The organism is Kluyvera intermedia (genome assembly GCF_021440345.1).
GTDB classification, from domain to species: Bacteria; Pseudomonadota; Gammaproteobacteria; order Enterobacterales; family Enterobacteriaceae; genus Kluyvera; species Kluyvera intermedia_A.
In genome coordinates this window covers 38,228-57,408 of record NZ_JAKCNS010000041.1, presented here as the reverse complement: position 1 = coordinate 57,408, position 19,181 = coordinate 38,228, and the positions used below count along the sequence as shown (strand labels likewise).

Sequence of the window (19,181 nt, the reverse complement as noted above, 5' to 3'; positions counted from 1 at the left end):
GACGGGCTTTTTTATGCTCATTACAATGAAGAGCTCATGATGAAAAATGTTCTGATTAAAACGGCGCTGGTTGGGGGGATCTTCTTATCAGGAGGGTGTTCCAGCGTTATGTCGCATACGGGCGGCAAAGAGGGGACTTATCCGGGCACGCGAGCCAGCGCAGAGATGCTGAGTGATACGGATAACGGCTGGGCCACCAAATCACTGGTCGCCCTCGATATACCATTCACCGCCGTAATGGATACGGTACTGCTACCGTGGGATTTATTCCGTAAAGATAACTCAGTCCGCTCACGCGTCGAAAAGAGCGAGCAGGAGACGCTGGCGACCAATTCGGTGATCCCACCAGCGCCCATGCCAACTCAGTAATCTAGCGGCTGGTTTTCGTCGCCCAAATCTGGCGGAAGCCAGCAACATCCTCCATCCAGGCAATCTCATGCCCATCAGGTGAGAAGACCACCGCATCCGCCGACGGCGGATTTGCGTGATCGGTCGTTAAAAAAGTCACCGCGCCACTGTGCGCATCGCAGAGCGCGATGCGACCATCCAGCACAAATCCGAGCCAGTTTCCTGATGGATGCCAGTTAAACGCCGACTGAATATCCGACACATTATGGGTGAGTTGCTGCGGTTCGCCGCCCTGCGGCGGCACCAGCCACAGCTGAACAATACCGCTCTCATCACGCATCAGCACGGCAATTCGCGTCCCCTGCGGATTGCTCCGCACCCAGTGGCGTGGCACATTCACCAGCCCCGGATACGCCCGCTGATGGGTGAAGGTTAAACGTCGCTGATGCACGCCTGCTGGCGGTGCAGGCAGCGTGGTTTCCGTTCCCGCAAGCGGCGCATTGCCTGGCTGCTTCCACCCCGCTTCATCTTTTGGCAGCTCGACGATAAACAGCTCCGGCACTTTCTCCCCGTTAACCGAGAGCGTATCGCCGATAAATGCCAGCCGGTCATTTCCCACCCATCCCTCTTCATAGGCGCGATTGATCTCATCGCTGCCTGGCCGTGGCGTCGGCGTGGTCTGACTGACCAGTACGCTCCAATGGCTACCCGAATACTCGCGAGGATGGTGACCTGCTGGCACGACGGGACCGAATGGGGTCGCAACGCCAACGTTACGCAAATCCAGCGCCGGATCGTATTCATGAAGGACATGGTCGTTATAGGTAAAACTCACGTATTCGCCGTTTGGGCTATAAACGTGGACGTGGCTGCCACCGCGCAGCGCGCCTGGAGTAAACGGTGAGGTAATGTCCATCGCGTCAAGATTATGAATGTTGCCCTGCTCAGCCACCACGCCACGACGGTGGTGAAAATCGTACTGCCAGTCCGCATCCGGATTCTCCGGGCCGTGGATAAACACATACCTTTCGGCGGACGGATGCACCGTCACCACGCCGACGTGCGCCCCCTGACTTGCCCGATAAATCACCTCAACTTGCCCACTTTTCACGTTCACTCGTTCAATGGTTTCACCGGTAAACGATGCGCCTGAAGGGCGCACATCAAAAACCAGCCACTGGCTGTCTGCGGTCCATGTGCGGGTGTTAGTGAGCTGATGATTACGCGGTGCGAAAGTGATTTGTTTCATGGCGGAGTCCCGGTCAAAAGATACCGCATACTTTTACCATGTGCAGGGGGGAAGCCATAAGGTTTTCAGTGGAATGCCCGGCCAAGGCCGGGCAACTTAAAAATCAGTTCAGGACAAACTTCTCGATAGCGTAAGCCACACCATCTTCAAGATTCGATTTAGTGACAAAATTAGCCACTTCTTTGACCGAAGGAATCGCGTTATCCATCGCCACACCAACGCCAGCGAACTCAATCATCGCAATGTCGTTTTCCTGATCGCCAATGGCCATGATCTCTTCTTGCTTGATGCCCAGCACATCGGCCAGCGATTTCACGCCGGTGCCTTTGTTCACGCGTTTGTCGAGAATTTCGAGGAAGTACGGCGAGCTTTTCAGCACGGTGTACTTCTCTTTCACTTCTGCCGGGATACGGGCAATCGCTTTGTCGAGGATAACCGGTTCATCAATCATCATCACTTTCAGGAATTCGGTCGCCGGGTCCATTTTTTCGGCTTCACAGAAGACCAGTGGAATGGTCGCGACAAAGGATTCATGCACCGTGTAATAGCTGATATCACGGTTAGCGGTGTACAGGGTGTTGCGATCTAGTGCGTGGAAGTGAGAACCAACTTCACGGGACAGTTTTTCCAGGAAGCGATAGTCGTCGTAGTTCAGCGCGGTCTGTGCCACCGTACTACCGTCGCCGGCTTTCTGTACCAGCGCGCCGTTGTAGGTAATGCAGTAATCTCCCGGCCTGTTCATGCCCAGCTCTTTTAAGTAGCTGTGCACGCCAGCGTACGGACGCCCGGTGGTCAAGACCACGTTAACTCCCTTCGCGCGCGCAGCTTCCAGCGCATTTTTTACCGCAGGAGAAATAGTGTGGTCCGGCAACAGCAATGTTCCGTCCATGTCGATTGCGATCAGTTTAATAGCCATGAGATCCCCAGGTTAAATGAGTCTGTCCTCATGCTAACCCGGTTGAGCTCAAAAAACAGCAGATATAGCGGGTTAAAACGGGGATGCAACGCATAATGCGCGCTCCCCTTTTATTTCTCAGCTAGCCAAAAAGCTTACCGCCCTTGAGCAGATTCATGCCGGCTGACAGAAGGTCATTGTGCGCCTGCGGATCAACTTCACCCTGCGGCGAGAGCGCATCAATAATTTTCGGCAAATAGTCTGCCAACATCGTGGAGGCCGAACCGGTATCAACGCCAAGTTTTTGACCGAGATCTGACACAGCCGAGGTTCCCAGCGCGGATTCAACCTGATCGCCGCTAATCGGCTGGTTACTCTGCTGATTGCTAATCCACGATGATGCGATATCGCCTAGCCCACCGTTTTGTAGTTTTTCCAGCAGCGCCTGAACACCGCCCTGCTCGTTTACCCAAGTCAGGATTGCCTGATATTTCCCGGAATCTCCTTGTAGTAACGAACCCACCACCTCATCAAAAAGTCCCATGCTCCACCTCAAATTGCGGTTAATAGAAGACGTAGTGAAGTATAGGTGATTGCGAGATGAGGCAAAAAAAAACGCCTGAAAGATTCAGGCGTTTTCGTTAGTTCAAGCCAGCGATTAGATATCGATGTTCGCCGCTTTCAGGGCGTTCTCTTCGATAAACGCACGACGCGGTTCAACGGCGTCGCCCATCAGGGTGGTGAACAGCTGGTCAGCAGCAATCGCATCTTTCACGGTCACGCGCAGCATACGGCGGCTGTCTGGGTCCATGGTGGTTTCCCACAGCTGATCTGGGTTCATTTCACCCAGACCTTTATAACGCTGAATGGAGAGGCCACGGCGGGACTCTTTCACCAGCCAATCCAGCGCCTGCTCGAAGCTAGCAACTGGCTGACGGCGCTCGCCACGCTCAATGAACGCATCTTCTTCTACCAGACCGCGCAGTTTCTCACCCAACGTGCAGATGCGGCGGTATTCACCACCGGTCACGAACTCATTATCCAACGGATAATCGGTATCTACGCCGTGGGTACGAACGCGAATAATCGGTTCGAACTGCTGCTGTTCGACGTTTTCGCGAACATCAAACTTCCACTGGCTGCCGTGCTGTTCTTTCTCGTTGAGCTCGGAAACCAGAGTATTTACCCAGCGGGTGACTTTCTGCTCATCGGAGAGATCGGCTTCAACCAGCGTTGGCTGATAGATAAGCTCTTTCAGCAGCGCTTTCGGGAAGCGACGCTCCATGCGATGGATCATTTTCTGGGTACCGTTGAACTCGGCCACCAGTTTTTCCAGCGCTTCACCTGCCAGCGCCGGAGCGTGGGCATTGGTGTGCAGCGTTGCGCCATCAAGGGCGATGGAGATCTGGTACTGATCCATCGCTTCATCGTCTTTGATGTACTGTTCCTGCTTACCTTTCTTCACTTTGTACAGCGGTGGCTGCGCAATGTAGACGTGGCCGCGCTCAACGATTTCAGGCATCTGACGGTAGAAGAAGGTCAACAGCAGCGTACGAATGTGCGAGCCATCGACGTCCGCATCGGTCATGATGATGATGCTGTGATAGCGCAGTTTGTCCGGGTTATACTCGTCGCGACCAATGCCGCAGCCCAGCGCAGTAATCAGCGTTGCCACTTCCTGAGACGCGAGCATCTTGTCGAAGCGCGCCTTCTCAACGTTGAGGATTTTACCCTTCAGCGGCAGAATCGCCTGGTTCTTACGGTTACGCCCCTGTTTTGCAGAGCCGCCCGCAGAGTCCCCTTCCACGAGGTACAGTTCGGAGTGAGCTGGGTCGCGTTCCTGGCAGTCAGCCAGTTTGCCCGGCAGACCGGCTAAGTCCAGCGCACCTTTACGACGAGTCATTTCACGCGCACGACGGGCCGCTTCACGAGCACGCGCCGCATCGATAATCTTGCCGACAACGATTTTCGCGTCAGATGGATTTTCCAGCAGGTATTCGCTCAGCAGTTCGTTCATCTGCTGTTCAACCGCCGTTTTCACCTCGGAAGAAACCAGTTTGTCTTTGGTCTGTGAGGAGAATTTTGGATCCGGAACCTTCACGGAAACCACGGCAATCAGGCCTTCACGGGCATCATCACCGGTGGCGCTGACTTTGGCTTTTTTGCTGTAACCTTCTTTGTCCATGTAGGCGTTCAGCGTACGGGTCATCGCCGCACGGAAGCCTGCAAGGTGGGTACCACCATCACGCTGTGGAATGTTGTTGGTGAAGCAGTAGATATTTTCCTGGAAACCATCGTTCCACTGCAGCGCAACTTCGACGCCGATACCGTCTTTTTCGGTGGAGAAGTAGAAGATATTTGGGTGGATCGGCGTTTTGTTTTTGTTGAGATACTCAACAAACGCCTTGATGCCGCCTTCATAATGAAAATGATCTTCTTTGCCGTCACGTTTGTCTTTCAGGCGAATAGAGACGCCTGAGTTCAGGAAGGACAGCTCACGCAGACGCTTGGCCAGAATGTCGTATTCAAATTCAACCACATTGGTGAAGGTCTCATGGCTTGGCCAGAAACGGACCTGGGTGCCGGTTGCTTCAGTATCACCCGTAACGGCCAGCGGTGCCTGCGGCACGCCGTGCACATAAGTTTGCTGATGCACTTTGCCTTCACGGCGGATCAGCAGTTCCAGTTTCTGCGACAGGGCGTTTACTACGGATACGCCTACGCCGTGCAGACCACCGGATACTTTGTATGAGTTATCATCAAATTTACCGCCTGCGTGCAGGACGGTCATGATAACTTCAGCAGCAGATACGCCTTCTTCCGGGTGGATACCGGTCGGAATGCCACGTCCATCATCCGTTACCGATACAGAGTTATCGGCATGGATAGTCACCACGATGTCTTTACAGTGACCCGCGAGCGCTTCGTCGATAGCGTTATCCACAACCTCGAATACCATGTGGTGCAGACCGGTGCCGTCATCCGTGTCGCCGATATACATACCCGGGCGCTTACGCACCGCATCCAGCCCTTTCAGGACTTTGATACTGGAGGAGTCATAAGAATTCGACATCAACGTTTCTCGCTCATTTAATCTTGGGTTAATCCGTTATTTTACCCTTTTCCACGGTAAACATCTTCGAATTTTCGTCCGACATGTCTAGAACGTGTTCAGCGCTGATCGCGCTGACAAAAACCTGTGACTGCGTGGCTTTTAAACGGCTAGCCAGCAGGCCGCGCCGCGCGTCATCAAGTTCCGAGGCAAAATCATCTATCAGGTACAGGCAGCGTCGTCCGCTCTCACGGGTCAGAAACTCGCCCTGTGCCAGACGTAGTGCGCACATCAGCAGCTTTAGCTGCCCGCGCGATAAGGTGTCTTCCACCGGCGCGCCGTCAGCGCGAATGCGGAAGTCCGCCTTGTGCGGGCCGTGTGCTGTGTAGGTCAGCATACGGTCGCGTTCGAAGTTTCTCTCCAGCACTTCGGCATAATCGGTCTCTTTTTCCCAGCCGCGCTGGAAAGAGAAGGCGAGAGAGAATTCTGGGAGAAATTGTTTGCAGGTATCCGCCATATCTTCGGCAATACCGGTGCTGTATTCCGCCCGCCAGCGGCTGATCTGTTCCGCAAGGGGAATCAGCTCTTTATCCCAGGGACGTAACTGTTCATAACGGCTCACCTGGCGCAGCGCAGCGTTGCGCTGCTTGAGTAACCGCTTCAGGTTACTCCAGGCGTTGAAGAATCCGGCTTCGTTGTGGAAGCACCCCCAATCAAGGAAGGCTCTTCTGTATTTGGGGCCGCCGTTGAGTAAAGTAAACCCCTCGGGCGTAATCAGCTGCATCGGCATCAACAGCGCCAGCTCAGCGACCTTATGACCGTCGGTGCCGTCAATGCGCACCTTGCTGTCACCAAGCTTATCTTTCGTCAGGCCAATGGATGTTTCACGCTCCTGACCCTTTAGACGCCCATGAAGTACGAAAGCATCCTGTTCGTGGCGAATGACGCGACCAATCTGCAAACTGCGAAACGCTCGACCGTGGCCAAGCGTATAGATAGCTTCCAGCACGCTGGTTTTGCCGCTGCCGTTAGCGCCAACCAGGAAGTTAAAGCCGGGGGATAACGCGAGATCCGCGTCTTCGATATTGCGGAAATCTTTGATGAGTAAGCGCGTCAGTGACATAAGCTGATTATATTCGTCCAGGGGCGTGGGTGTCGCAGCCAGTTCGTCTACCGCCAGCGCACAGAAAGCGGAGCGTACACGAAGTACGTGAGCATTTCGAGCACTGCCGGGAGGCGAAATGGCAAGTAAACCAGCCCCTTATCAGACACTACAGTCTCATTGGCATAACGACGTAGGCCGCGCTTTGGCTGGCCGCATCTTCAATCTGCACGCTGGAGACGGAGTCCGTCAGCAGGATACGGACGGTTTCGCACTTCAGCGCGTTCAACACATCCAGCACGTAGCTAACGTTAAAGCCGATTTCCAGCTCGGTGCCAGGATAGGAGACATCCAGAATCTCTTCTGCCTCTTCCTGCTCCGGGTTGTTGGCGGTGATTTTGATCTGGTTTTCACTCACATACAGACGCACGCCGCGGAATTTCTCGTTGGAGAGAATAGCCGCACGGGCAAACGCCTGCTTGAGGATGTCGCAACCAGCTTCCAGATGCTTATCCGGATTTTTCGGCAGCACGCGGCGATAGTCAGGGAAACGACCATCAACCAGCTTGGAGGTAAAGATAAAATCACCGACGTGGGCGCGGATGTTATTGCTGCCAATCTGCACGCGCAGCGGCGTATCGCCACCGTCGAGCATACGCATCAGCTCAATCACCCCTTTACGCGGCACGATCACCGAATGGCTTGGCAGAGATTGTCCAACCGGCATCGAACAGACCGCCAGGCGGTGCCCATCGGTCGCTACGGTACGTAGCTCTTCGCCTTCGGTTTCAAACAGCATGCCGTTTAAGTAATAGCGTACGTCCTGATGAGCCATCGAGAACTGGGTGGCTTCAATCAGACGTTTCATCGTCGCCTGCGGCAGCGTGAACTCAACGTCGCTCTGCCAGTCGTCCAGGTTCGGGAAATCAGCAGCAGGCAGCGTAGACAGCGAGAAACGGCTACGGCCAGAGCGCACCAGCATGCGATCGCCTTCCAGCTGGACAACGATTTCCGCACCTTCCGGCAGGCCACGACAAATGTCGAAGAATTTACGCGCCGGTACGGTAGTCGCGCCCGGTTCATGCGGTTGTAGCAGCGTAACGCGCGCTACCATTTCCATTTCTAAATCGGTACCGGTCAGCGACAACGTGCCGTCCGCCACCTGCAGCAGCAGGTTACCCAGAATCGGCAATGTCGGACGCCCGCCAAGCGGGCCACTCACCTGTTGTAACGGTTTTAATAAATGTTCACGTTCTACGGTAAATTTCATAGGATCACGACGACAATGTTCTGATTAAATTGGAAAAGTCTTCTTTGATATCGTGGCTTTCTTCACGCAGTTGCTCAATCTTACGGCAGGCGTGCAGCACGGTGGTATGGTCGCGGCCACCAAACGCATCGCCAATTTCCGGCAGACTGTGGTTGGTGAGCTCTTTCGCCAACGCCATCGCCATCTGGCGCGGACGCGCAACCGAGCGAGAACGTCGCTTGGAGAGCAGGTCCGCAATTTTGATTTTGTAGTACTCTGCCACCGTCTTTTGAATATTGTCGATGGTGACCAGTTTTTCCTGCAGCGCTAACAGATCGCGCAGCGCTTCACGCACGAAATCGATGGTGATCGCCCGGCCGGTAAAGTTGGCATTAGCGATAACGCGGTTCAGCGCCCCTTCAAGTTCACGCACGTTAGAGCGTAGACGCTTGGCAATAAAGAACGCCACCTCGCCTGGCAGACGAATATCATTTTCGTCGGCTTTTTTCATCAGGATAGCGACGCGGGTCTCAAGCTCAGGCGGTTCGATGGCGACGGTCAGCCCCCAGCCGAAACGAGATTTAAGACGATCTTCTACGCCGTTGATCTCTTTTGGATAGCGATCCGAGGTGAGGATGATCTGCTGATTGCCTTCCAGCAGGGCGTTGAAGGTATGGAAGAACTCTTCCTGGGATCGTTCTTTATTCGCAAAGAATTGAATGTCATCGATAAGCAATGCATCCACGGAGCGGTAGTAGCGTTTAAACTCTTCGATCGCGTTGTTTTGCAGGGCTTTTACCATGTCCTGTACAAAGCGCTCGGAGTGCATATACACCACTTTGGCATTCGGTTTGCGGGCAATAATGCCGTTACCTACCGCGTGCAGCAGGTGCGTTTTACCCAAACCGGTGCCGCCGTAGAGGAACAGTGGGTTATAGGCGCCGCCGGGATTGTCCGCAACCTGGCGCGCCGCCGCACGGGCCAGCTGGTTCGATTTACCTTCAACGAAGTTATCAAAGGTGTGTTTAACGTTGACGTTAGAGCGGTATGACGGCTCAGCGGGCGCAGGGACGTTATCCCAACCGGCACGCGGTGCCGGAGCGACGCGTGGCGCATAAACCTGCGCGGTTTGCGCCGGTGCGCTAACGCTGGCGGTCTCTTTTAGGGTCTGAGTGACGGGCTTGGTACCAACCTCAAAACGCAGCTGCGGGGCGTCTGCACCACAGAAATCATTCAACAGTCCGTTGATGTTATTGAGGTATTTATCCCTTACCCAATCAAGCACAAAACGATTTGGCGCATACAGGGCCAGCGTGTTATCGCTTAATTCCGCCTGCAATGGGCGGATCCACATGCTGAATTCTGTGGCTGGTAACTCATCCTGCAATCGGGCAAGACATTGCTGCCAAAGCGAAAGTGACACGGCGGACTCCACTCGAAAAAAAGTCGATACACATCATCCTCCAGGCAAACCTGCAGGCTACCTCTGACGATCCCGCCACCAGCAAAACTGAATGCTGTCGGGGATTCATTCAGCTGCTGCAAAAATGCAGCCCGAACAAATGCTGTGTATAAGATTAAAAATTCGTGATTTTTGACGCACATCGAATAGACCCGATGCAAGCGGGTGACGTGCGAACCGCTATTTGCGGTTTTCAACGGCCTTTTCAGACGCTGTGCTGAAATGGCGCGGTACTTCCCCTTATCGATCCACCGATCGCGATCGGGCCGAGGATCATAGCGTAAACTGCGCCAGAGATCTTCTGTTTCTCACAGATTCTTCCCGATTTATCCACAGGCTGGATCCGGAAGCGCTAAGTGTAATCGATCCCGGCGAAGAGGGGGCACGATTTCCTTCGCATATTGGAAAAATTAATGACTAGCGACAAATTTCTGCTTAAATGATCTAACAAAGATCCAGGATGATCCTTGCTCTTTACTGGGCAGGCCGTATAATCCCCCACCCGGCGCATTCCGCCCGAATTTCGGAGAGGGACGCTGCTCATTTACCGGGCGAAAAATTACGGTAAAACGTGGTTTTTTACGCGGTAAATAAGGAAAGAGAATTGACTCCGGAGTGTACAATTATTACAATCCGGCCTCTTTAATCACCCATGGCTTCGGTGTCCATCGTTCGATTTTCGTTCGGATATCCAATAAAGCCATTGAATTTATTCAAGTTTAGGTAGAAATCGCCATGAAACGCACTTTTCAACCGTCTGTACTGAAGCGCAACCGTTCTCACGGCTTCCGTGCTCGTATGGCTAATAAAAATGGTCGTCAGGTTCTGGCACGTCGTCGTGCTAAAGGCCGTTCTCGTCTGACCGTTTCTAAGTAATAAAGCTAACCCTTCGAGTGGTTAAGCTAGCATTTCCCAGGGAGTTACGTTTGTTAACTCCCAATCATTTCACATTCGTCTTCCAGCAGCCACAACGGGCTGGCACGCCGCAAATCACCATCCTCGGCCGCCTAAATTCGCTGGGGCATCCCCGCATCGGTCTTACCGTCGCCAAGAAAAACGTTAAACGCGCACATGAACGCAATCGGATTAAACGTCTGACGCGTGAAAGTTTTCGTTTACGTCAGCATGAACTCCCACCAATGGATTTCGTGGTGGTGGCGAAGAAAGGGGTTGCCGATCTCGATAACCGTGCTCTCTCGGAAGCGTTGGAAAAATTATGGCGCCGTCACTGTCGCCTGTCTCCCGGCTCCTGATAGGCCTGATTAGGGTCTATCAGCGCCTGATTAGTCCGCTACTCGGGCCGCATTGCCGTTTCACGCCAACCTGTTCTCAGTACGGAATTGAGGCATTGCGCAGGTTTGGAGTGATAAAAGGCAGTTGGTTGACAGTGAAACGCGTATTAAAATGCCACCCTTTACACCCTGGTGGTGACGACCCCGTCCCGCCTGGACCATTTGATACCAGAGAACACTAACGATGGATTCGCAACGCAATCTTCTTATCATCGCTTTGTTGTTCGTGTCTTTCATGATCTGGCAAGCCTGGGAGCAGGATAACAATCCTCAGGCCCAGCAGCAGACCACGCAGACTACGACCACAGCAGCGGGTAGCGCCGCAGACCAGGGCGTACCGGCCAGTGGCCAAGGAAAACTGATCACGGTTAAAACTGATGTGCTTGAGCTGACCATCAACACCCGCGGTGGTGATGTTGAGCAGGCACTGCTTCCGGCTTACCCGAAAGCACTGAAATCTGACGAACCGTTCCAGTTACTGGAAACCACACCACAGTTTATCTATCAGGCACAGAGCGGCTTAACCGGTCGTGATGGCCCGGATAACCCGGCTAACGGCCCACGTCCGCTGTATAACGTCGATAAAGATGCGTTTGTACTGGCTGACGGTCAGAATGAACTCGTCATTCCACTGACCTATACCGATAAAGCGGGCAACGTCTTCACCAAAACCTTCACCCTGAAACGCGGTGACTATGCGGTGAACGTCGGCTATAACGTGCAGAACGTCAGCGACAAGCCGCTGGAAATCTCGACCTTCGGTCAGCTCAAGCAAAGCGCTGCGCTGCCGACAAGCCGTGATACCCAGACCGGTGGCCTGTCTACCATGCATACCTTCCGCGGCGCGGCGTATTCAACTTCCGATTCGAAATATGAAAAATACAAATTCGATACGATTGTTGATAACGAGAACCTGAACACCAATACCCAGAACGGTTGGGTGGCGATGCTGCAGCAGTACTTCACCACTGCATGGGTTCCAGAAAACAAAGGTACCAACAACCTTTACACCGCTAACCTCGGTAACGGCGTTGTGGCCATTGGCTACAAATCTCAGCCGGTACTGGTTCAGCCAGGTCAGGTTGATAAGCTGAACAGCACCCTGTGGGTCGGCCCAGCAATTCAGGACAAAATGGCTGCCGTTGCGCCGCACCTGGATCTGACCGTTGACTACGGTTGGCTGTGGTTCATCTCTCAGCCGCTGTTCAAACTGCTGAAATGGATCCATAGCTTCCTGGGCAACTGGGGCTTCTCCATCATCGTTATCACCTTTATCGTTCGTGGCATCATGTACCCGCTGACTAAAGCGCAGTACACCTCCATGGCGAAGATGCGTATGCTGCAGCCAAAGATTCAGGCTATGCGTGAGCGTCTGGGCGATGACAAACAGCGTCAAAGCCAGGAAATGATGGCCCTGTATAAAGCTGAGAAGGTAAACCCGCTGGGTGGCTGCTTCCCGCTGATTATCCAGATGCCTATCTTCCTTGCGCTGTACTACATGCTGAGCGCCTCGGTTGAACTGCGTCATGCGCCGTTCATCCTGTGGATTCACGATTTGTCTGCACAAGACCCGTACTACATCCTGCCGATCATCATGGGCGCGACGATGTTCTTCATTCAGAAGATGTCTCCGACCACGGTAACCGACCCGATGCAGCAGAAGATCATGACCTTTATGCCGGTCATCTTCACGGTGTTCTTCCTGTGGTTCCCATCCGGTCTGGTGGTTTACTATATCGTCAGCAACCTGGTAACCATTATTCAGCAGCAGCTGATTTACCGTGGTCTGGAAAAACGTGGCCTGCATAGCCGCGAGAAGAAAAAATCCTGATTCGGTACCATAAGCGCTAAAATGAAAGGCGGTCGAATGACCGCCTTTTTTATTGCAACAACTAGAGACTAACCATGAGCCATAACGACACTATTGTCGCCCAGGCAACCCCACCAGGACGCGGTGGCGTGGGCATTTTGCGTATCTCCGGCCTGAAGGCGCGTGACGTCGCGCAGGCGGTGCTAGGCAAGCTGCCGAAGCCGCGCTACGCCGACTATCTGCCGTTTAAAGACGATGACGGCAGCTCGCTGGATCAAGGCATTGCGCTGTGGTTCCCCGGCCCTAACTCCTTCACCGGTGAAGATGTGTTAGAACTTCAGGGCCACGGCGGCCCAGTGATTCTCGATTTGCTGCTCAAACGTATTCTGACGCTGCCGGGCGTGCGTATTGCCAAACCCGGCGAATTCTCCGAGCGCGCGTTTTTAAACGATAAACTCGATTTGGCCCAGGCCGAAGCGATTGCCGACCTGATTGATGCCAGCTCCGAGCAGGCGGCCCGTTCCGCGCTAAACTCGCTACAGGGCGCATTCTCCACCCGCGTTAACCACCTTGTGGAAGCACTCACTCACCTGCGAATCTTTGTCGAGGCGGCTATCGACTTCCCGGATGAGGAGATCGACTTTCTTTCCGACGGTAAAATCGAAGCCCAGCTTAACAACGTGATTGCCGATCTCGACGCCGTCCGTGCCGAAGCGCGTCAGGGCAGCCTGCTGCGTGAAGGGATGAAAGTGGTTATTGCCGGTCGTCCAAATGCCGGGAAATCGAGCCTACTGAACGCGCTGGCGGGCCGTGAAGCTGCGATCGTCACCGATATCGCCGGTACCACCCGCGACGTGCTGCGTGAACATATCCATATTGACGGCATGCCGCTGCACATCATTGATACCGCTGGGCTGCGCGAAGCGAGCGACGAAGTGGAGCGTATCGGTATCGAACGCGCATGGCAGGAAATCGAACAGGCTGACCGTGTGCTGTTTATGGTTGATGGCACCACCACCGACGCCACCGACCCAGCGGAGATTTGGCCGGACTTTATCGCCCGTCTGCCGAAAACTCTGCCGATAACCGTCGTACGCAACAAAGCGGATATTACCGGTGAGACGCTGGGTCTTAGCGATGTAAATGAGCACTCACTTGTACGCCTTTCCGCACGTACCGGCGAAGGTGTCGATGTGCTGCGTAACCATCTCAAGCAGAGCATGGGCTTTGAAACCAACATGGAAGGCGGCTTCCTGGCGCGCCGTCGTCACCTGCAGGCGCTATCAGACGCCGCAGAGCATCTGCAACAGGGTAAAGCGCAGCTGCTGGGCGCCTGGGCGGGTGAACTGCTGGCTGAAGAGCTGCGTCTGTCTCAACAGTGCCTGAGCGAAATAACCGGCGAATTTACCTCCGACGATCTGCTGGGGCGTATTTTCTCCAGCTTCTGTATTGGCAAATAATTTTACTGTCACTTCCTGAGCCGACGCAGTACTGCTGGCTCAGGAAGCGGTAATGATGCTAAACAACCGTGATTTCCTCTTAGGAAATCACGGTTGTCCAAATGGCAACTCGTGCCGCAGACCCTCTCCCCGTATTCTTAGCGCCACATTCCTCATGAGGTTGCTATGACACGCTTTCTAATCTGCAGTTTTGCTCTGGTTCTCCTGTATCCCGCAGGTATTGATATGTATCTGGTGGGATTACCCCGCATTGCTGCTGATTTACAGGCCAGCGAAGCTCAGCTGCATATTGCGTTTTCGGTCTATCTGGCCGGGATGGCAACCGCCATGCTATTCGCCGGTAAAGTCGCAGACCAATCGGGCCGCAAGCCGGTCGCCATCGTCGGTGCGGTGATTTATATTCTCGCCTCAGCACTATGTTCTCTGGCTGAGAGCGGTACGCCATTCCTGGTGGGGCGCTTTATTCAGGGTATTGGTGCGGGCTGCTGTTACGTGGTGGCATTTGCAATACTGCGCGATACGCTGGACGATCGCCGCCGGGCGAAGGTGCTGTCTTTACTTAACGGGATCACCTGTATTGTCCCAGTGCTCGCACCGGTTATGGGGCATCTGATTATGCTCAAATACCCGTGGCAGAGCCTGTTCTACACGATGATAGGCATGGGTGTCGTCGTCTGCCTGTTGTCGGTATTTATCCTGCGAGAATCGCGCCCAGCGGCTCTTAAGACATCAACACCAACAGAGCGTGGCGCCGAATCGCTGTTAAACCGCTTTTTCCTTAGCCGCCTCGCGATTACGACCCTCAGCGTGTCGGTGATCCTCACCTTCGTGAATACCTCGCCGGTACTGCTGATGGAAGTGATGGGTTTTGACCGTGGGGAATATGCCACCACCATGGCGATGACCGCCGGTGTCAGCATGGCGGTGTCGTTCTCCACGCCGTTCGCCTTGAGCCTGTTCAAACCCAGAACCCTCATGCTGGCTTCACAGGTGCTGTTCCTGACCGCTGGCGTCGTGTTAACCCTCGCCAGCACAAACGCGGTCACACTATTTGGGCTCACCTTAATTTGCGCCGGTTTCTCGGTCGGCTTTGGGGTTGCCATGAGCCAGGCGCTGGGTCCTTTCTCGCTTCGTGCGGGAGTGGCAAGCTCAGCATTAGGTATTGCGCAGGTTTGCGGTTCATCACTGTGGATTTGGCTGGCCGCAATCCTCGGTCTTGATGCGCTGAATATGCTGATCGGGATTCTGATTGGCTGTAGCATAGTGAGTATCATGTTGATTATCACTGTTGCTTCTAACCGGTCCGCGCCAACTCATGAAGAAATCCCTCAGCAGTCTCGATCTTAATTTACTGCTCTGCCTACAGCTCCTGATGCAGGAGCGTAGCGTGACCAAAACCGCCAAACGGATGAACGTTACGCCGTCGGCGGTCAGTAAATCGCTATCGAAGCTGAGGGCCTGGTTTGACGATCCGCTGTTTGTGAATACCCCGCTGGGGCTCACACCAACACCGCTAATGCTCAGCATGGAGCACAGCCTGGCGGAGTGGATGCAAATGGGCAATCAGCTGCTCGATAAGCCGAATCATGAAACGCCGCGCGGGCTGAAGTTTGATCTGGTGGCCGAAACGCCGCTGGTGATGATCATGTTCAATGCGCTCTCGCAGCAGATTTACCAGCGTTATCCTCAGGCAACAATTAAGGTTCGCAACTGGGACTACGATTCGCTGGACGCCATTATTCGCGGTGAAGTGGATATCGGCTTTACTGGTCGTGAAAGCCATCCACGTTCGCGCGAACTCCTGAGCCTGCTGCCGCTATCGATTGACCATGAAGTGCTGTTTTCCGATCTTCCCTGCGTCTGGCTGCGCGAGGATCATCCAGCGCTTCAGGAAGAGTGGAACCTGGAGACGTTTCTACGCTACCCGCATATCAGTATCAGCTGGGAGCAAAGCGATACCTGGGCACTGGACGATGTGCTTCAGGAAATGGGGCGTCAACGCAACATCGCCTTAAACCTGCCGGGATTTGAACAGTCGCTATTTATGGCCGCCCAGCCGGATCACAATATGCTGGCCACCGCGCCGCGCTATTGTCGCTACTATAACCAGCTCCACCAGCTATCTCTGGTCGCCAGGCCTATGCCATTCGATGCTGCGCAATTGGATAAATTGCTGGTCCCGTTTACCCTTCTTTGGCATAAACGAAATAGTCACAACCCGAAAATTATTTGGTTGCGCGAAACCCTAAAATCCTTATATCTCACTGTTTCCTGACTCATTATTCGTAAAAATAATGTGTTTCAGTTAAGGGAAAGTGTAAAAGTCTCGTAATACCCCTTTTCATTCGCACTTTTAGGCAGTAAAACCTGATCATAACTTGCGTAAATGTTACTCTCACAATATCCACAGTCCATTAATCACGGAGCGAAAAATGGCGACGCACTTTGCAAGAGGGATCCTCAAGGACGGGCATCTACTGTCGGTCAGGTTATCATCCACCAGCCACAACATCGCACGCCAGCTTCCGGCTTATCGCCGCACTCGCTATCTAGCGTCGCGCGCACTGCTGGCCGAGCTGCTGTTTATGCTTTACGGCATCAGCGAACTCCCCGAAATCGTGACCCAGACGGAAGGCAAACCATTCTTTAAAGATAGCCAACTGCCTGATTTTTCCATCGCCTATGCAGGCAATATCGTTGGCGTGGCGCTGACCACCGAAGGCACATGCGGCCTCGATATGGAGCTGCTGCACGTGCTGCGCAATACCCCGCAGGCGACGATGATGGAAAACTACCGATTTACCAGCAATGAAAATCTGTGGATTAACAACCAAAGCGATCCACACGAAGCGCGCGTGCAGCTCATTGCGCTGCGCCAGAGTGTGCTCAAAATGACCGGCGATGTGCATATCGACTCACCGCAGGCGCTTCAGTTGCTGCCTGGTTCCGGCCGCCTGCGTTCCGCCACCACCGATCAGCTCGAAGCCATTTGTGATGCGGAGGACGTGCTGGCCTGGTCGCTTGCCGTTTCCCCTTCTATTGAGAAACTCAAGGTATGGGAGTTTGATGGCAAATACGGTTGGCGCAGCCTGCCAGACGCGCAAACGCGGGCCAATGAACCCGCGGCGCGGGTGATGAGATTCACCAGCCTGCCGGCAGAGAAAGCGCTTATACTCAACTGATTCGGCTGAAAACAGCCTCATGATGCAAAGGAGTAATCATGTCTGAAGCGTTGAAAGTTGTTACGTTATTGGGAAGCCTGCGCAAAGGTTCATTTAACGGTATGGTGGCACGCACCCTGCCAAAAATCGCCCCGGCGGGCATGAGCGTTTCTGCGCTGCCGTCGATTGGCGATATCCCGCTGTATGATGCTGACCTGCAACAAGAAGATGGATTCCCACAAAGCGTAGAAGCGCTGGCTGAGCAAATTCGCCAGGCTGACGGCGTGGTCATCGTCACGCCGGAGTATAACTACTCCGTGCCGGGTGGCCTGAAAAATGCCATCGACTGGCTGTCTCGCCTGCCGGATCAACCATTGGCCGGTAAACCGGTACTGATCCAGACCAGCTCTATGGGCGCCATTGGCGGCGCACGCTGTCAGTACCATCTGCGCCAGATTCTGGTGTTCCTCGACGCGATGGTGATGAACAAGCCAGAGTTTATGGGCGGCGTGATTCAGAACAAGGTCGACCCACAGCTGGGTGAAGTGATTGAGCAAGGCACGTTGGATCATCTGACCGGTCAATTGACCGCGTTTGGCGAATATATTCAGCGCGTTAAAGCATAAAGAAAAGCCCGGCAGCGCTAACGCTTGCCGGGCCTCTATTGTCCTGTAGGTCAGGTCAGCGAAGCGCCTCCTGACACCACAAACCGCATCTTAGTGGGCGTCGATAAACACAATCTTCAGCACAAACAGCAGTGCGACGATAATCACGCACGGGCTGAGATCGCGGAAACGACCGGTACCAATTTTCATAATGCAGTAAGAGATAAAGCCCAGCGCGATACCTTCGGTAATCGAGAAGCTAAACGGCATCATCACCGCGGTAATAAATGCCGGAACCGCTTCAGTCAGGTCATCCCACTTCACGCGCGACAGGCTTGACGTCATCAGCACGCCAACGTAAATCAGCGCACCCGCCGCCGCATAGCCCGGCACCATTCCCGCCAGAGGCGACAGGAAAATCACCAGCAGGAACAGCAGACCCACGACCACTGCCGTCAGGCCGGTACGACCACCAACGGAAACGCCGGAAGAGGATTCGATATAGGCGGTGACGGAAGAGGTACCGATGAAGGAACCAGCCACTGACGAAACGCTATCCACAAACAGCGCCTGCTTCATGCGTGGGAATTTACCCTTCTCATCCGCCAGACCCGCTTTATCGGTGACGCCAATCAGCGTACCGGAGGAGTCAAACAGGTTAACCAGCATGAAGGAGAAGATCACTCCAGCCAGGCCGAGATTGAATGAACCCGCAAGATCAACATGGCCAACCACCGTGGTAATGCTCGGTGGGGCGGAGACGATACCGTTATAGTGAACGTCGCCCAGCATCCAGCCCAGCAGGGTCGTCACCACGATAGACACCAGCACCGCCGCATGGATATTACGGGACGCCAGAATCGCAATAATAAAGAAGCCCAGCACGCCCAGCAGAACGCTGTGAGAGGTCAGGTTGCCGATAGACACCAGGGTGTCCTTGTTGGCGACGATAACGCCGGCGTTTTTCAGACCCATCATACCGATGAACAGCCCGATACCGCTGGTGATCCCCACGCGCAGGCTCACCGGGATGTTCGCAATCATCCAGTAACGCACACGGAAAATCGTCAACAGCAGCAGACCCACTGCGCCCCAGAAGATGGCACCCATACCCACCTGCCACGGCAGGCCCATCGCCTGTACCACCACAAATGCGAAGAAGGCGTTGAGGCCCATCGCTGGCGCCAGCGCCACCGGCAGGTTGGCAAATACGCCCATCAGGATACTGCCCAGCGCCGCAATCAGACAGGTCGTCACGAACACCGCGCTGGTGTCCATTCCGGCGACGCCAAGAATTTGTGGGTTTACGAAAACGATGTAGACCATCGTCAGGAAGGTGGTGAAACCGGCGATCACTTCGGTGCGTGCCGTTGTGCCGTGTTCGCGCAGTTTAAACACGCGCTCCAGTATCCCCTGACCGGAAGCCGGGGTGGTGTGTTGTTGACTCATTATCTATTTCCGCAGGAAAGGGAGGAAAATTCGTCGCTATCCTATAC

At 54.2% G+C, this 19,181-nt stretch carries 18 protein-coding genes; 10 read left to right on the top strand and 8 right to left on the bottom strand.

The features are described from left to right. Positions 1–39 precede the first annotated feature (39 nt). The gene (locus tag LZ634_RS12575; RefSeq protein ID WP_234505592.1) at positions 40–369 is read left to right on the top strand and encodes a YceK/YidQ family lipoprotein; all 330 of its coding nucleotides are present in this window, start codon (positions 40–42) and stop codon (positions 367–369) included. Position 370: 1 nt separating this feature from the next. On the opposite strand, the gene LZ634_RS12570 is transcribed toward LZ634_RS12575, so the two are convergent. The 7 genes from LZ634_RS12570 to dnaA all read right to left on the bottom strand — a co-directional run bounded on the left by LZ634_RS12570 (position 371) and on the right by dnaA (position 9,318). After that, positions 371–1,597 carry a DUF3748 domain-containing protein gene (locus LZ634_RS12570; protein ID WP_234505496.1) on the bottom strand — a complete coding sequence of 409 codons (1,227 nt, stop codon included), beginning with the start codon at positions 1,595–1,597 and terminating at the stop codon, positions 371–373. A gap of 103 nt (positions 1,598–1,700) precedes the next feature. Beyond that, the gene (yidA, locus tag LZ634_RS12565) at positions 1,701–2,513 is read right to left on the bottom strand and encodes a sugar-phosphatase (protein WP_234505493.1); all 813 of its coding nucleotides are present in this window, start codon (positions 2,511–2,513) and stop codon (positions 1,701–1,703) included. A gap of 121 nt (positions 2,514–2,634) precedes the next feature. Beyond that, on the bottom strand, positions 2,635–3,036 hold the full coding sequence (locus LZ634_RS12560; RefSeq protein ID WP_234505490.1) for a YidB family protein: 402 nt from the start codon (positions 3,034–3,036) through the stop codon (positions 2,635–2,637). A 114-nt stretch (positions 3,037–3,150) separates the two neighbouring features. Further along, on the bottom strand, positions 3,151–5,565 hold the full coding sequence (gene gyrB / locus LZ634_RS12555; RefSeq protein WP_234505487.1) for a DNA topoisomerase (ATP-hydrolyzing) subunit B: 2,415 nt from the start codon (positions 5,563–5,565) through the stop codon (positions 3,151–3,153). Positions 5,566–5,593: 28 nt separating this feature from the next. Next, positions 5,594–6,667, bottom strand: coding sequence for a DNA replication/repair protein RecF (gene recF / locus LZ634_RS12550; protein ID WP_234505485.1), 1,074 nt, complete (start codon positions 6,665–6,667; stop codon positions 5,594–5,596). 148 nt (positions 6,668–6,815) lie between these two features. Further along, entirely contained in the window at positions 6,816–7,916 is a 1,101-nt protein-coding gene (gene dnaN, locus LZ634_RS12545) for a DNA polymerase III subunit beta (protein WP_052284593.1), read from the bottom strand. 4 nt (positions 7,917–7,920) lie between these two features. Next, positions 7,921–9,318 carry a chromosomal replication initiator protein DnaA gene (gene dnaA / locus LZ634_RS12540; protein ID WP_234505482.1) on the bottom strand — a complete coding sequence of 466 codons (1,398 nt, stop codon included), beginning with the start codon at positions 9,316–9,318 and terminating at the stop codon, positions 7,921–7,923. A gap of 774 nt (positions 9,319–10,092) precedes the next feature. Here dnaA and rpmH point away from each other — a divergent pair. From rpmH to LZ634_RS12495, 9 genes are all read left to right on the top strand, one after another. Then, positions 10,093–10,233, top strand: coding sequence for a 50S ribosomal protein L34 (gene rpmH, locus LZ634_RS12535; RefSeq protein ID WP_003023858.1), 141 nt, complete (start codon positions 10,093–10,095; stop codon positions 10,231–10,233). Between the two features lie 17 nt (positions 10,234–10,250). Then, on the top strand, positions 10,251–10,610 hold the full coding sequence (gene rnpA / locus LZ634_RS12530; RefSeq protein ID WP_052284591.1) for a ribonuclease P protein component: 360 nt from the start codon (positions 10,251–10,253) through the stop codon (positions 10,608–10,610). Continuing rightward, positions 10,574–10,831 carry a membrane protein insertion efficiency factor YidD gene (yidD, locus tag LZ634_RS12525; RefSeq protein WP_074398703.1) on the top strand — a complete coding sequence of 86 codons (258 nt, stop codon included), beginning with the start codon at positions 10,574–10,576 and terminating at the stop codon, positions 10,829–10,831. Before rnpA ends, yidD begins: the two co-directional genes overlap by 37 nt. Positions 10,832–10,833: 2 nt before the next feature. Then, the gene (yidC, locus tag LZ634_RS12520; protein ID WP_234505479.1) at positions 10,834–12,480 is read left to right on the top strand and encodes a membrane protein insertase YidC; all 1,647 of its coding nucleotides are present in this window, start codon (positions 10,834–10,836) and stop codon (positions 12,478–12,480) included. Between the two features lie 74 nt (positions 12,481–12,554). Further along, complete coding sequence (gene mnmE / locus LZ634_RS12515) at positions 12,555–13,919, top strand: tRNA uridine-5-carboxymethylaminomethyl(34) synthesis GTPase MnmE (protein WP_234505475.1); 1,365 nt, start codon at positions 12,555–12,557, stop codon at positions 13,917–13,919. Between the two features lie 165 nt (positions 13,920–14,084). Further along, positions 14,085–15,266 (top strand): MFS transporter, encoded by a 1,182-nt coding sequence (locus tag LZ634_RS12510; protein WP_234505472.1) that lies wholly within the window; start codon positions 14,085–14,087, stop codon positions 15,264–15,266. Further along, complete coding sequence (gene yidZ, locus LZ634_RS12505; RefSeq protein ID WP_234505469.1) at positions 15,235–16,194, top strand: HTH-type transcriptional regulator YidZ; 960 nt, start codon at positions 15,235–15,237, stop codon at positions 16,192–16,194. The genes LZ634_RS12510 and yidZ overlap by 32 nt, the downstream gene beginning before the upstream one ends. Before the next feature lie 157 nt (positions 16,195–16,351). After that, on the top strand, positions 16,352–17,101 hold the full coding sequence (locus LZ634_RS12500) for a 4'-phosphopantetheinyl transferase family protein (protein ID WP_234505465.1): 750 nt from the start codon (positions 16,352–16,354) through the stop codon (positions 17,099–17,101). Positions 17,102–17,139: 38 nt separating this feature from the next. Further along, on the top strand, positions 17,140–17,706 hold the full coding sequence (locus tag LZ634_RS12495; RefSeq protein WP_234505462.1) for an NADPH-dependent FMN reductase: 567 nt from the start codon (positions 17,140–17,142) through the stop codon (positions 17,704–17,706). 90 nt (positions 17,707–17,796) lie between these two features. Here LZ634_RS12495 and adeP read toward each other — a convergent pair whose 3' ends face one another. Continuing rightward, positions 17,797–19,134, bottom strand: a complete 1,338-nt coding sequence (adeP, locus tag LZ634_RS12490; protein WP_234505459.1) for an NCS2 family permease — start codon at positions 19,132–19,134, stop codon at positions 17,797–17,799. Positions 19,135–19,181: the final 47 nt, after the last annotated feature.

Excerpts from the sequence above, each read along its gene's own strand:
- yidC (WP_234505479.1), top strand. The coding sequence starts at position 10,834 with ATGGATTCGCAACGCAATCTTCTTATCATCGCTTTGTTGTTCGTGTCT.
- yidZ (WP_234505469.1), top strand. The coding sequence starts at position 15,235 with ATGAAGAAATCCCTCAGCAGTCTCGATCTTAATTTACTGCTCTGCCTA.
- LZ634_RS12500 (WP_234505465.1), top strand. The coding sequence starts at position 16,352 with ATGGCGACGCACTTTGCAAGAGGGATCCTCAAGGACGGGCATCTACTG.
- gyrB (WP_234505487.1), bottom strand. The coding sequence starts at position 5,565 with ATGTCGAATTCTTATGACTCCTCCAGTATCAAAGTCCTGAAAGGGCTG.
- yidA (WP_234505493.1), bottom strand. The coding sequence starts at position 2,513 with ATGGCTATTAAACTGATCGCAATCGACATGGACGGAACATTGCTGTTG.
- LZ634_RS12560 (WP_234505490.1), bottom strand. The coding sequence starts at position 3,036 with ATGGGACTTTTTGATGAGGTGGTGGGTTCGTTACTACAAGGAGATTCC.
- LZ634_RS12495 (WP_234505462.1), top strand. The coding sequence starts at position 17,140 with ATGTCTGAAGCGTTGAAAGTTGTTACGTTATTGGGAAGCCTGCGCAAA.
- rpmH (WP_003023858.1), top strand. The coding sequence starts at position 10,093 with ATGAAACGCACTTTTCAACCGTCTGTACTGAAGCGCAACCGTTCTCAC.
- dnaN (WP_052284593.1), bottom strand. The coding sequence starts at position 7,916 with ATGAAATTTACCGTAGAACGTGAACATTTATTAAAACCGTTACAACAG.
- mnmE (WP_234505475.1), top strand. The coding sequence starts at position 12,555 with ATGAGCCATAACGACACTATTGTCGCCCAGGCAACCCCACCAGGACGC.
- recF (WP_234505485.1), bottom strand. The coding sequence starts at position 6,667 with ATGTCACTGACGCGCTTACTCATCAAAGATTTCCGCAATATCGAAGAC.
- adeP (WP_234505459.1), bottom strand. The coding sequence starts at position 19,134 with ATGAGTCAACAACACACCACCCCGGCTTCCGGTCAGGGGATACTGGAG.
- yidD (WP_074398703.1), top strand. The coding sequence starts at position 10,574 with ATGGCGCCGTCACTGTCGCCTGTCTCCCGGCTCCTGATAGGCCTGATT.
- LZ634_RS12510 (WP_234505472.1), top strand. The coding sequence starts at position 14,085 with ATGACACGCTTTCTAATCTGCAGTTTTGCTCTGGTTCTCCTGTATCCC.
- LZ634_RS12575 (WP_234505592.1), top strand. The coding sequence starts at position 40 with ATGAAAAATGTTCTGATTAAAACGGCGCTGGTTGGGGGGATCTTCTTA.
- LZ634_RS12570 (WP_234505496.1), bottom strand. The coding sequence starts at position 1,597 with ATGAAACAAATCACTTTCGCACCGCGTAATCATCAGCTCACTAACACC.